Annotated in this window: 14 protein-coding genes and 1 pseudogene; 3 read left to right on the plus strand and 12 right to left on the minus strand. The window is 36.0% G+C overall.

The window, feature by feature from the left end; translation table 11 throughout:
• Nucleotides 1-24 precede the first annotated feature (24 nt).
• The 3 genes from queA to TYM08_RS15680 all read right to left on the minus strand — a co-directional run bounded on the left by queA (nucleotide 25) and on the right by TYM08_RS15680 (nucleotide 2,734).
• Nucleotides 25-1,071 carry a tRNA preQ1(34) S-adenosylmethionine ribosyltransferase-isomerase QueA gene (gene queA / locus TYM08_RS15670; protein WP_422380090.1) on the minus strand — a complete coding sequence of 349 codons (1,047 nt, stop codon included), beginning with the start codon at nucleotides 1,069-1,071 and terminating at the stop codon, nucleotides 25-27.
• Nucleotides 1,072-1,395: 324 nt separating this feature from the next.
• Nucleotides 1,396-2,241, minus strand: a complete 846-nt coding sequence (locus tag TYM08_RS15675) for an REP-associated tyrosine transposase (protein WP_422380091.1) — start codon at nucleotides 2,239-2,241, stop codon at nucleotides 1,396-1,398.
• A gap of 301 nt (nucleotides 2,242-2,542) precedes the next feature.
• On the minus strand, nucleotides 2,543-2,734 hold the full coding sequence (locus TYM08_RS15680) for a transposase (protein ID WP_422380092.1): 192 nt from the start codon (nucleotides 2,732-2,734) through the stop codon (nucleotides 2,543-2,545).
• Between the two features lie 90 nt (nucleotides 2,735-2,824).
• Here TYM08_RS15680 and TYM08_RS15685 point away from each other — a divergent pair.
• Nucleotides 2,825-3,121 (plus strand): annotated as a pseudogene (locus TYM08_RS15685) (IS66 family transposase); the annotation flags it as partial.
• Between the two features lie 127 nt (nucleotides 3,122-3,248).
• Here the strand turns inward: TYM08_RS15685 and TYM08_RS15690 are convergent.
• Nucleotides 3,249-3,593, minus strand: a complete 345-nt coding sequence (locus TYM08_RS15690) for a hypothetical protein (protein ID WP_422380093.1) — start codon at nucleotides 3,591-3,593, stop codon at nucleotides 3,249-3,251.
• Nucleotides 3,583-3,777, minus strand: a complete 195-nt coding sequence (locus TYM08_RS15695; RefSeq protein ID WP_422380094.1) for a hypothetical protein — start codon at nucleotides 3,775-3,777, stop codon at nucleotides 3,583-3,585. The genes TYM08_RS15690 and TYM08_RS15695 overlap by 11 nt, the downstream gene beginning before the upstream one ends.
• Nucleotides 3,778-3,955: 178 nt before the next feature.
• Between TYM08_RS15695 and TYM08_RS15700 the strand changes: the two genes are divergently transcribed.
• A complete protein-coding gene (locus TYM08_RS15700; protein ID WP_422380095.1) occupies nucleotides 3,956-4,942 on the plus strand; it encodes a transposase in 987 nt (328 codons plus the stop codon).
• A 575-nt stretch (nucleotides 4,943-5,517) separates the two neighbouring features.
• Here the strand turns inward: TYM08_RS15700 and TYM08_RS15705 are convergent.
• The 7 genes from TYM08_RS15705 to TYM08_RS15735 all read right to left on the minus strand — a co-directional run bounded on the left by TYM08_RS15705 (nucleotide 5,518) and on the right by TYM08_RS15735 (nucleotide 11,911).
• Nucleotides 5,518-5,940: a transcription elongation factor GreAB gene (locus TYM08_RS15705; protein WP_422380096.1), complete on the minus strand. Its 423-nt coding sequence runs from the start codon at nucleotides 5,938-5,940 to the stop codon at nucleotides 5,518-5,520.
• Between the two features lie 88 nt (nucleotides 5,941-6,028).
• Nucleotides 6,029-6,829, minus strand: a complete 801-nt coding sequence (gene nudC / locus TYM08_RS15710; protein WP_422380097.1) for an NAD(+) diphosphatase — start codon at nucleotides 6,827-6,829, stop codon at nucleotides 6,029-6,031.
• A gap of 27 nt (nucleotides 6,830-6,856) precedes the next feature.
• Complete coding sequence (gene ylqF / locus TYM08_RS15715; RefSeq protein WP_422380098.1) at nucleotides 6,857-7,711, minus strand: ribosome biogenesis GTPase YlqF; 855 nt, start codon at nucleotides 7,709-7,711, stop codon at nucleotides 6,857-6,859.
• A gap of 125 nt (nucleotides 7,712-7,836) precedes the next feature.
• Nucleotides 7,837-8,679 (minus strand): hypothetical protein, encoded by an 843-nt coding sequence (locus TYM08_RS15720; RefSeq protein WP_422380099.1) that lies wholly within the window; start codon nucleotides 8,677-8,679, stop codon nucleotides 7,837-7,839.
• Nucleotides 8,673-10,118, minus strand: a complete 1,446-nt coding sequence (locus TYM08_RS15725) for a hypothetical protein (protein WP_422380100.1) — start codon at nucleotides 10,116-10,118, stop codon at nucleotides 8,673-8,675. The genes TYM08_RS15720 and TYM08_RS15725 overlap by 7 nt, the downstream gene beginning before the upstream one ends.
• Nucleotides 10,119-10,690: 572 nt before the next feature.
• Nucleotides 10,691-11,170 (minus strand): DUF4124 domain-containing protein, encoded by a 480-nt coding sequence (locus TYM08_RS15730; RefSeq protein WP_422380101.1) that lies wholly within the window; start codon nucleotides 11,168-11,170, stop codon nucleotides 10,691-10,693.
• Nucleotides 11,171-11,329: 159 nt separating this feature from the next.
• Entirely contained in the window at nucleotides 11,330-11,911 is a 582-nt protein-coding gene (locus tag TYM08_RS15735) for an FMN-dependent NADH-azoreductase (protein ID WP_422380102.1), read from the minus strand.
• Nucleotides 11,912-12,062: 151 nt separating this feature from the next.
• Between TYM08_RS15735 and TYM08_RS15740 the strand changes: the two genes are divergently transcribed.
• A complete protein-coding gene (locus TYM08_RS15740) occupies nucleotides 12,063-13,007 on the plus strand; it encodes a LysR family transcriptional regulator (RefSeq protein ID WP_422380103.1) in 945 nt (314 codons plus the stop codon).
• Nucleotides 13,008-13,009 lie beyond the last annotated feature (2 nt).

The raw sequence follows: 13,009 nt of genomic DNA on the forward strand, positions 1-13,009 counted from the left end.
GTTGCTCTTTTTTGAATCGCTCAATTAACTCTCCTGTGGCTCAATGCGGTTACTTAAAAACATCGCATCGCCATAACTGTAAAATCGGTATTTGTTTTGAATTGCTTGCTCATAAGCGCCCATCATTGTGGACGTGCCACAAAAAGCGCTGACCAACATTAATAATGTGGATTTTGGTAAGTGAAAGTTAGTGATCATTGCGTCAACGACTTTGAATTTAAATCCAGGGAAAATAAAGATATCCGAATCCCCTTCAAACGCATCGATAATGCCGTCACTTGCACGAGCGGCGGTTTCTAAACTGCGCACAGTCGTTGTGCCCACTGCTACCACTTTTTTACCAGATTGTTTGGTTTGTTTAATCACATCACAGACATCTTGTGGCACATGCAGCCATTCGTGATGCATGATGTGATCTTCTATGCTGTCGACTTTAACAGGGGCAAAGGTGCCCGCGCCAACATGCAAAGTAATGTATTGAATTTGCACGCCTTTTTGTTCAATGGCTTCAAGCATGGCTTCGTCAAAATGCAAGCCCGCAGTAGGCGCCGCAACGGCTCCTGGGTCTTTTGCATAAACGGTTTGATATCGATCACGATCCGTTAACTCGTCTTCGCGGCTCATATAAGGCGGCAAAGGCATGTGACCGTTTTTATCTAATAATGGCAAAATGTCCGATTCAAACTGCAATAAAAACAAGTTCTCTTTACGGCCAATCACTTCAACAGGCACATCACCATCCAAAATCAACTGCGCACCAACTTTAGGACTGCGCGAAGATCGAATATGCGCCAACGCCTGATTGTTTTCCATCAAACGCTCAATCAATAACTCAATCTTACCGCCTGATGCTTTTTTGCCATAAATGCGAGCTGGCATTACTTTGGTGTTGTTTAACACTAATAAATCACCAGATTCAAGCAAGCCTAATAAATCAGAAAACTGCTTATTTTCAATGCTTTTAGCCTGCCCATCAACATGCAACAAACGCGACTGAGTGCGCTGTTCACTAGGGTAGCGGGCAATGAGTTCATCGGGTAATTCAAAATCAAAATCGTCTACGCGTAACATCAGTCAATAATCTACTTATACAACTTAAAAAAAGGTGCGGTATTGTAGCTAAATTTTGCTTGTAGGGCTATTTTGATTTGCGTAGATAGTCGATTGGGCTGGGATTTGGGGCGGTGGGCACTAACTGAGTAATGGATTAGGTTTGCAACCGACCCATTATATGATTTTGTAGGTTTGGCTTTAGTCTATCAAGCAGCTTAAATGAACCAATTTTAATTATTAGATGTCCGACTATTAAAAGCCAAAACACTCATTTCTTAACAAAACAAAGAGTTAAAAAATCTTAAGGATGCGACAGAAGCACACCCTTTTTTGATGACTGTTTCAATATTTATTTTCAATTTGCTTCACTGCTCGACTCACCGTCGCATAGCTCACACCAAAATGTTCACCCACTTTTTCAAGCGTATAATGACCACTTAAATACGCCTTTGCCATTGCTTCATTTCGAGTTTTAAATTTGTTTTGATAATAATCTAAGGGTTTAACTGGTTTTAATTTTTGTTTTTTAGGTACATCAATTAATGATTGATCTAATGAGATTTTACATTGCATGTCCTCAACAAACTCATCGGAACCTAAAAACACCTGATTTTTTAATTGTAACCAAGGCGAAGGTTGGTTTTTTCCTTCCTTGATAAATGTTCGATATTTCTCAACTGCAGGTTTTCGCATTTTTCCAAAGTTAGATAATACCCAATCAGTTGTTAAACAATCGTGTTTTTTAGATTGATCAACCGTGCCTCGATAACTGCTCCAAGGCCAATCTTTTGCACTACGAACCATTTGAGCTCTAACAGGGTTCAACACAATATAACGACACAACTCCAATAAATGACTGTCTTGTTCAACTAATATCGACTTAAATCGCCCCTGAAATACATGCCCCGCTCGCTTATGCTTCCTATTAAAATTTTGGGTATAACTCCCATTTATATATTTCATACCCTTTGATAAATTCGCATCAGAGGTTTCAATCAACAAATGATAATGGTTATCCATCAAACAATAACCATGACAAATCCAATGATACCGATCACAAGCAGTAGCCAATAATTCCAAAAATCCCGCTCGATCTTTTTCATCAACATAAATATCACCACGAGCATTACCTCTCGCAGTGATGTGATACAACGCACCTGCAAATTCAATTCGTAAAGGCCTAGCCATACATTATCTACCCATAAATAAAAATTTGATTATAGATAAGAACTTGGTAATGTCAAATGTAAGGCCTGACCCCTAAATACATATTTTCTAAAATATGTGCCTTATTTATTTTTAGATGTCATTGGTTTTTATTTAGTTGCCTGTCCTTGTTGTTTTGTCTTGCCATAAAAAAAGCCTTTTAATAAATGAATATTAAAAGGCTAGTTGATGATTAAGGGGTGTCAAATATAAGGCCTGACCCTGTTTTTTAAAGGCTAGTTGATGATTGAGGGGTGTCAAATGTAAGGCCTGACCCTGTTTTTTATAAATGATAGTGATTATCCATAAGGCAATACCCATGACACAACCAATTAAAGCACTCACAAGTATTAGCCAATAAATCTAAAAAAGTATCACGGTCATGATCATCTAAATAAATATTACCACCAGCGTTGCCTCTAGCCGTGACATGATACAAAGCACCCGCAAATTCAATTCTAAGTGGTCTTGCCATAAAAAAGCCTTATAATAAATGAATATTAAAAGGCTAGTTGATGATTAAGAAGTGTCAAATGTAAGGCCTGACCCCGTTTTTTGCACACTTAATCAGTGGGATAATTTAATTAAATATATCGAAAGTGGCGAATATCCGATAGACAATAATTTGGTTGAAAATGCCATTAGACCATTTGTAATTGGGCGTAAGAACTGGTTATTTTCAGACACACAAAAAGGTGCACGAGCGAGTGCGAATTTGTATAGTTTGATTGAGACTGCGAAAGCCAATGGATTAAATGCGTTTGAATATTTGGAAAAAGTGCTGACAGATCTTCCGAATGCTTCAACGACTGACAAAATCGAAGCATTATTGCCTTGGAATGTGAAGAACGCGGAAGGATAGGCGCTTACGATCTATATTTTACCTTGTGTAATAAATTCAGGATTTAAAGATAAAAAAAGGCTAATCTTTTGCAAGATTAGCCTTGGTTTTACTATGGATGTCTAAGTGATTTTCTTCCTATGGATATCTAAGTTATTTTATTTAATTGTGTTTTTTCAATCTTAATTATTAATTCATTTAATTCGTCTACACCAATAATTGCACAAGGGTCTCCAAAATAGTTTTGAAGAGAGGAAGAATTGCCACTCCTTTTCAAAACAGCACACTCTTGGCTCAAACACAACTTAAGTAATGAAATGATCACATTATAATCAACCAATTCATTATTGTTAATTAGACAATCTATATAACCATCCAAATCAAAACTTTCTTCGATATTAATATCTTTAGAAATTGATTCATCCAATGGGACAAACTCATAAACCGCTGCAGACACCTTAATAATATTTATTTCATCTCTACTAAAAGTCAAAATCTACTCCTCCTGCATCCTTAATCATTTTATTGACATACTTACTAATATTATCAGGTTTAAACATTGTCCCACCATTCTTTTCATCAAATGGGTTAATAATTAATAACACTCCATCTTTTTGATAAATTGTTTTACCATCCCTAAGCACTGTTTTTTGCCCGTTTTTATAGACATCACTCATAATGTTACTTACTTGTGTAAAGCTCATTCCTTTAAAATGAGCAGCAAACTAAAAAGGACAGGCTAATTAAAATAATTTGACAACCCTCACAATCGACCTATCATTTTATAAATATAAAGACAACATAATTCAAATGGATTGAATTTGTTGTCATTTGATTAATCAATTAGGAATCAACATGACAAAAGCGAGAAAACGCCTAGTAAATTATACTGCTACTACAAAATACTTAATTACCTGCCGTTGCGTGCGTCGCGCATTTCTGTGCGGTAAAGATGAGTATACCAATCAAGATTTTGAGCATCGCCGTGCATGGGTTGAAGATATTTTATTAAAACTGCCCAGCATATTTGCAATTGATATCGCCTCATATGCAATCATGAATAACCATTATCATATGGTGATTAGCGTGAACGTTAAACAGGCTGAGTCTTGGTCTGCTGCCGAGGTAATCAAGCGCTGGCATCAATTGTATACGGGTACGATGATCTCTAGAGCGTTTTTAGATGGCTCTAAACTCAACCCACAAGAACGTATTTTGCTAGCCGAAACCGTTGAAATTTGGCGCAATCGATTGATTAATATTGGTTGGTTTATGAAAAATATTAATGAGCCGATTTCTAGACTCTCAAATATTGAAGATAACTGCACAGGCAAATTTTGGGAGGGTCGATATAAATCAAAAGCGATTTTAGACGATGAAGGATTATTAGCCGCCATGGTTTATGTAGATTTAAATCCTGTGCGCGCTCAAATGACTAAAACACCTGAAGAATCTGAATATACATCAATCAAAAAAAGAAGTGAGTGCTTTAAAAAATCAAACCATTCTAATCTAGTAAAAGATCAACCGAATGATTTATTACCTCTTTCAAAACACTGTAAAACCCACATTCAAATTTCAACTAAGGCGTATTTAGAATTAGTAGACTGGACAGGAAAACAATGTGCAGAAAGTAAAAAAGGAAAAATCGATAGTGAATTACCCGACATATTAACTCGACTCGATTTGTCCGAAACGTTGTTTTTAAATGCGTCACTGAATATCAACAATAGCTTTGCTAACTTAATTGGCAAAGCATCCAGTATCGATCAGCATTTTTCTAAATTTGGACTCAAGCGAGCTTGTGGCTGGGTGAAATCATTAAGTGTTCTTGGGCTTTAGCTTCCTTTTTTATTATTCATACATATTTTATTAGCTTTTATTCGAATCAATAAATTTTGATTGAATTCCCTGCGCCTTCGATTTGAGCAATGCTCGATAATTGTAGCAATTCCCTCTGTGTGATCTCTTTTTTAACAAATTAATTTGTTAAGGCATCATATTTTCTAAAATATGTGCCTTATTTATTTTTAGATGTCATTGATTTCTATTTAGTTGCCTGTCCTTGTTGCTGCTACTTGTTGCTGCTTGTTGCTGCTTGCTTGTTGCTGCTAGTTGCTGATTCCAAATTTGGTTTTTTGAATGACTTGGATTGTCTTTTCCGAATAAATCCGGAACCTACAGGTGTTTATTGGAACGATGCATGCTCGAGGGAGGCACAATTCTAATTGGGCACATCCCTGTGACGATGAATCCCGAACCTTGTTCGTTTTTATATTGGGTTTTTGCAAATATTTATTATGTACATGGTGACGATTTTAAAAAACGATGGGATTGAGTTTTTTTGAGCATTGAGTGTGAGCGTCATCGGATTCCCAGCGTTTGTTTCGCAATATTGAAGTGACGTTATTTTTTTATTAGATAACTTCTATTATTTGTTTGGTTTGTTTGATTCCGTTTATTACCAGTTCGATTTCATCGTCTTTATACTTGCCTAGCAGTTGTTTACCTATTGGGGAGGTGGTGGTGACTAAGCTTATTTCTTGATCACAGTATTGAATTTTCGCACCACCTGCACAGGGTGATATAAATAATAGTTGTATTGATTCATCATACTGCAGCACTACTAACGCACCAATATTAATTGATGTATCTTCCTCAAAGTTTTTTACTTTTAAATTTTCAAATAATTGAATGTCTTGATCACATTCTATCACCCTTTGAGTTTGACCATAGGCAAGATAGGCAGCTTCCAATCCTAATGTGTCGTATTTATTTTCTGCAATATTTTCTTTATGAGTAGCTGTATCGTGAGCAATTTGAGCGCTGTTAAAAGCCAAGATTTTGACTCTAAGTAATTCTGTTTTTATGATTTGGTGCAGTTGCACTTTACTGAATTTTGGGTAATTTTTTATCATTGGATTGTGTTTACTTATTTTTCAGATTAATAAACTGATTAATTAACCATCTTGCTATGGTGTACGACGGTGGCATTTTTGGCAGGTTATCTAAACCAAACCATTTTGCATCGAGTAATTCATGTTTGTCGATGTCTATTTCTCCGCTTTTATATTCTGCTACAAAGCCTAACATCAATTGACTTGGAAACGGCCAACTTTGACTGTTTAAATAGGCGATATTTTTAACTTCTAAGCCAACTTCCTCTTTTACCTCTCGTGTTACTGCAAGTTCAACGGACTCACCCACCTCAATAAAACCCGCTAAGGTTGAGTAGAAATTATGTTTATTATTTTTATTTCGCGCTAATAAAATTTGATCACCTTTAATAATTAAAACAATCATACAGGGGTTGATGCGTGGATAATTTCGAATATTACAATCAAAACAATGTGTGGCAAATTCCCAGTCAATAACAGTATTAAGTTTACCGCATCCGCCACAAAATTTAGTTTGTTTGCGCCATTGCAATAATTGTTTAGCTCGAGAAACAAGTAAGAATGCACTTTCACTTTCGCTGAGTACGTCTCTTATATCGATCAATTCTGGATGAGTTTGATTATCTTCCAATTCAATAACAAAATATGGATGTCCATTTAAATGACCCACATATAAAGGATCTTTAGGGTGATCCACTTTTAAACAAGCTTCCCAATTTGGATGTTTTGCATGTAGCTCATCTTTGTGAAACACAATCCATCTTGCATCCGCTGGAATGCGTTTGCTGAGTTTTTTTATTTCAAAATGGTGATCACCAAATTCATATAACATAAACTGTCCCTTTTTATTTATTGGGTCTTAAGATTCTAAATCTCTGTAAGGGTATTGAATATCAGGTTGCTCGAAACTGATTTTACCTAATTTACCTGCGCGTAACTCACGTACAAATAAATCGCCGACTCTTGTTAAGTCGTAGCCACCTTTACGAAGACAGCCACGTTTTGCTGCTACCTGTGCAAGATCTTCATAAGCGGTATCAAATAATTTTTTAAGACCGTAACGCTCTTTTACTAAATGTGGATATTTTTGCAACATGTAGTCCATAGCAAACATCGCAACATCGTCATATTCTAAAGCCGTATCACGAATGGCGCCACTTGCTGCCAAGCGATAGTTAACCATTTCGTCTTTTGAGCCCGGCCATGTCATGCCTGGGGTATCAATTAAATAAAACTCATCGCTCAAAACAACTTTTTGCTGGCCTTTGGTGACTGCGGGCTCATCACCTGTAATAGCAATTTTACGCCCTGCAAGGGTATTTATAAGTGTCGACTTACCTACGTTTGGTATACCCATAATTAATGCGCGTACAGGTTTACCTGGAATACCACGATGTGGCACTAATTTTTTAACACGATCAGGAATGGTTCGGGCAATTTCGACGCTCTCAGTGGTGATTGAAAGACAGTCAGTATTGGTTTGCTCACGAAAGTGTTTTTGCCATGCTAGGGTAATTTCGTCGTCGGCTAAATCGGATTTACTTAATACTTTTAAATAAGGTTTGTCTTTGCGTAGCGTTTGGATCATTGGATTGGTGCTAGAAAGTGGTAAGCGTGCATCTAATACTTCAATCACCACGTCGACTTTTGGCAGAATTTCTTCTACTTTGCGACGGGCTTTATTCATGTGTCCGGGATACCAATTGATTAACATATTGTTTAAAACCTTAATTATTTGTCATGGCTCAGTGCGATTTTTTGTTGTTTAAATGGCGACTGAATCTGAACAGTTCACTTTTTTAATTCTGTAAACTGCACTTTTATGTATGAGTTAAACAGCTAGAGTGTTGCTCGTCTGCCTTGTAATCCGCCGGTGTGAATAAAATAAATTGGGCGCGATTCTTGTTTTGAATAGTGTTCAACCAATCGAAATAATGTTTTACCTGTATATACGGGCTCTAGCAATATTTTGTGCTGATCTTCAAAGGCAAGCATTTGGTTTAGCTGTTGATCGTCCATTTTAGCAAATCGCTCATGGTTTTGCGCATTTAAAATCTTTAATGTGCCTTTTGTGTCACTGGCTAATAATTCATCGATCATGGGTTGATGGGCATAAAAGGCGGGCAAACCGACTAATGTTTGATTTTGCTTAAGCGCGCGGGCAAATCCTGTGAAGGTACAACCGGTGCCAATTGAGACACCCACAATGGCGTTGTCTGGTAAATTTAAGCTTGAGAACCACTTTTGACAGCCTTGTTTGGCTAATTCGTTGTCGCCGCCTTCTGGTATAAATGCCATATCGCCGTACAGATTTTGCCAACGTTGTTGCATCTGCGTGTCGTGTTTTTGCGCGTAATCTTTTTTGCTCAGGCGAATGATTTGCCCTTGATTGTTTTGAATATCAATCAAAGTGGGCGTGTCTTTTGGGCCAATGCCACGCACAAATACAAAATGGGGTTTGTTCAGCAGTTTGCATGCATAGGAAAATGCATGCAAATGATTGGAATGAGGGCCGCCAAAAGTGGCGTAACGCTCATGTTGATCGGTTATGTTTAAGCTAAGTTTTAGCCATTTATTACCACAAACAAATGGATCGTTTTGATCTAAACGAATAATGTTCAGCGCCGTTGCATTAACTTGTATTAAATCAATTTCCGTATGATTTTTATTTAAACTTAACAATGCTCTTTACAATAAGCGTGTTTTGCAAATACAAAATCATTTGGCGCATTCACTCGATTGATTTGTATTGAACACTGCTCGCAAATTGGCGTTTCGAAGTGTTTTAACCATATTTCATAATCTTTTAATTTCATGGCGCATTTTTGAGCAGCGAACATATTAGGATTTTTCAAATAATTAGTTACATTTCTAGCGGGAATACTTAAGTGTCCAGCACCTGCGTGATACGCAGTGAACACCAATTCTTGTGCAATCATTTTGTCAATTAATTCATTTTTAGTAAGCGGTGCATCCTCATTTTTAATTTGTGAGGCTTTTAGTGATTGTATTTCTTTTACTAACAGATCTTCTCTATTTAACGCCCCTTCTAATTGAGAATGTAATGTATTAATTTCATCGTTTAATTCATTAATTTCTTCATCGGGGGATTGGGTATGTTTATGATGATTATGAGTTTTTAATAGTGCTAAATGTTCATCTTTTAACGCAGCCAAACGCTCTGTTTGTTGTTCAAATTTAAATTGTAAATCTTCTAATTGCTCGTCTTTTTCTAATAATAAATGATCTTCACTTTCGTTATGAACTTCTAATTGATTTATTTTGCGTTGTAAGTTTTTAATCAATTGTTTGTCTGCTTGCATTTCATTACGCATCACACGCTTAACTTGTTCTAACTCTTCATTTTTATGCTGAACAACAATATCATGCTTAAGTTTTTGCTCTTTTAGCATCTCATTAAATTTAAGCTGACTTTTTTCGTGATTAATTAGAATTTGTTTTTTTAACTTGTCGCTGGTTTCGTCAAATTCGGCAGTCACGGTTAATGTCGGCGCATCTAATACAGGGATATTTGAAATAGTAGGAATATTATTTTGCTGGAGGGATTTCTTTTTATTGTCGTTGTATTTTTTAGCATTATTTTTGATCGTTGAAATATCTTCATCTAACACTAATGCGTCATCTAATGAGTGAAGTAACACTTCAATTTCCTGCTTTTCTAACTTTTCAAACTTTAATTTATTTTGTTCAACTGTTTGCAGTAAATGATTAAAAAACACTTGGGTTTGACTGCTATCTGGCTCCCATAGATCTTGTTTATACCAATCCACAGAGCATTGCGAACGACAAGAAATATTGATTCGACCTTGACCTAAATCTGGTCCTTTTGAAGCCATTTGCGCTAAATGACGTAATGGAATATCCCAATCACTGTCCACTTTTCCAGAATCATCAAACGGAACAGTAAACAAAACTAAAGTGCGCAAGGATAACTGCCCGTCTAATTGCAATAACGCAGCATTGATCGTACGCCCCTGTAATTGTTCTTTAGGCTCACGCATGTCGACGAGTTTTTCAAATTGACTAAACGTAAATTGCGCCACAACATTTAACGAAGAAAATAAATATACCGCTTCGTATTCGATTTGAGAATTCGACATAACCCTGTCCTAAAAATACACTGTTCGATATTCTAGACAATTATTTAGCTAAGCTCACTTAAAAACTGTCCATTATTGTCATTTTCTTTACCTTCGTGTCTAATTTGTGACCAACAATGGCTTATTAGTGCGAAGTAACTGAGTAATTTTCAAAACTTTACAGGACTAGCAACCCATTTGAAGATCGTAAATTTATTAAATATTAGAATATTTGAATATTTGAATATTTGATATGTATGAGCTGAAAACTGACTGGGATGACAACGATGAAAGCAAAAGAATTGATAAGGTTTTTACAAGAAGTGCGCAATATAGAATTTTAAGCCAAAAAAAAGCACCGAACTCGGTGCTTAGTTACATTTCACAGCCTTCATCGCCGTAAAAGTCTTCATAATCTTCATGGTCATCATCAAATTCTTCAAAGCGTTGTTCCATCAGCTCTTCAGCGTAATCTTGCATTGTATTTACCTTCATTTAAATATTCATTATTGAATGAGCGTAAGATAAACAAGTTTTATGACATTTTAGTGACAAGCATTTTTTAAAACAGTTAATGTGTTAAATAGCCCACATTATCGGCCAAATCGAATTAATTCACCCTCAATGATTAAGGTTATTTCTTGAGAATTTAAGGAATCTAAATGCCAATCTTGTCGCACGGTCTGTTTAGAGCGAAAGTTGCTTTTTTGATTAATGATATTAGTTAACCTAACTTGAATGCCATCTTCACCAATCAACCAAGTTCCATCGGCTTTATAAAATGCGCTATTGTCGGCATATTGAAAAACAACCACTTCATTTGGCTCATTAAATTCAACGATTCTAAAGTTGCCATCGGTTACGATTTCTTTCCATTTACCGATTATATTTCCAGCTGTTAACGGTAATATATTGCGTTCAATTTCATTTTTGAATTTGTATTCTTCAGCTACTTGAGTTTTAGGCGGCACATTACTAAATATAGTTTTGCCTCGTTCGTCTTCCCATGTGTAAATTTTGGAATATGCCGATTGCATAAATACACAAGCTATTAAAAATAAGCATGCTTTCATTTTACTGCCTTAATTTTTTTACTACATATTTTCCTTAACTTTATCTCAATTTATATGGAATTTCTTGCAAAAATTACAATTTTGATAAAAAAAGCCGCTCACTTGAGAGGCCAGATCATATTGAACGTTATATTTTCTAGTTATTAAATATTCAAAAAATTAAGCAATTTTAGCAATTTCAAGCATGGCATCATTAATTGACTGCTCAGCATTTGCTGCCAACCCTGATGCTGTAATTAATCTTTGATCTTCCAACCCTAAGAAATTGAAGAATGTTTTTAATGATGCGGTCATGTGGTCCATTGGTAAACCTGAATTTAATGGAACCCCTCCACTTGTCAGCACAAAAATAATTTTCTTGCCTTCAATCAACCCTTTTGGGCCGGTATCTGTATACATGAATGTTTTACCTACTCGTGCAATTAAATCTTCATACAATTTGAGGCTTGCTGGAATATTAAAATTATACATAGGAACTCCCAGCACAATGATATCGTGTGCTTTGATTTCATCTACTAACTTGTCTGACAGACTCAAAATTTCATTTTGCTCTTCGCTTCTTTGCTCCCGTGGAGTATAAGCTGCCCCAATAAATGCCTCGGTAATGATTGGCAAACCATCACTAATATCGCGATAAGTGACAGAAGTTGGGTTTAACTGGTCAACTACCGCTTGGGATAATTTACGCGAATTTGACTGTGCTTTAGCGGCACTTGTATCAATATGTAATATTCGGGACATAATGGAATCTCTAGTGAGTGAATCAATATGCACAGTATAATTAACAATTTTTATTTGATAATACCCAAAAAAGTAATAACATTAAGTCCATTTACTCATCAATCAACTAACTAACTAACCATTCAACCAACCAATCAAAGCAACCTTACTTATGAGCCGATTTAATAGCCTTGACGTATTTATCGCTGTTGTAGAAACGAGCAGCTTTACTCTAGCTGGAAAAAAACTCCAGATGACAGGCTCTGCCGTCAGTAAACAAATTCAAAACCTTGAACGTGATTTAAATGCAAAGTTATTTTATCGTACCACTCGTAAAGTAACACTAACTGAAGCAGGACAGTTATATTTTCAACGTGCAAATAATGCCAGTATTTTATTAGCCGAAGCGCAAGCAGAATTAAAAGAGCTACAAAGTACACCAACAGGACAACTAAAAGTTAATTTACCGTTATCATTTGGAATGCGTTATTTATCCACTGCGATTTTGGATTTTTGCAAACACTACCCTGACATTAGATTAGACATCAGCTTTACAGACAGATTAGTGGATGTGGTCGCAGAAGGATTTGATGTGGTCATTAGAATCGGTAAAGCAGCAGACAGCTCATTGAGAGCTAAAAAAATCGCGACGGGGAAATTTTTTGTTTGTGCCAGTCCTAAATATTTAGAAAAATACACAGAGCCTCTTAAACCTGACGATTTAAAACAACATAAAATCATCAGCTATACCGGCAAACCTCAACCAAATACATGGTCTTATATTTATAAAAATGATCCTATTGCGCATTTTCATTTTGAGCCAAGTTTACAAAGCGATAATCCTGACATGATCAATCAATTTGTTTTGGCCGATTTAGGCATCACCATCGCTCCTATTTTTATTGTTATAAATGAATTAAAAGCAGGTAATTTAAAAATAATTTTAGCAGATTATGAAACCACTCCTGCTTGGGATATTTATGCTCTTTACCCTGCTCAAAATTTCCTAACTCAAAAAGCCAGATTATTTATTGATTGGATGAGTGACGTTTGCCAAGAAGCGGATTTTTTTAAATGCCCTGCTCAATGTGTTACTAATTTTCCAAAAGAGGATTAAAA

It is taken from the genome of Marinicellulosiphila megalodicopiae, assembly GCF_045862395.1.
GTDB classification, from domain to species: domain Bacteria; phylum Pseudomonadota; class Gammaproteobacteria; order Pseudomonadales; family Natronospirillaceae; genus Marinicellulosiphila; species Marinicellulosiphila megalodicopiae.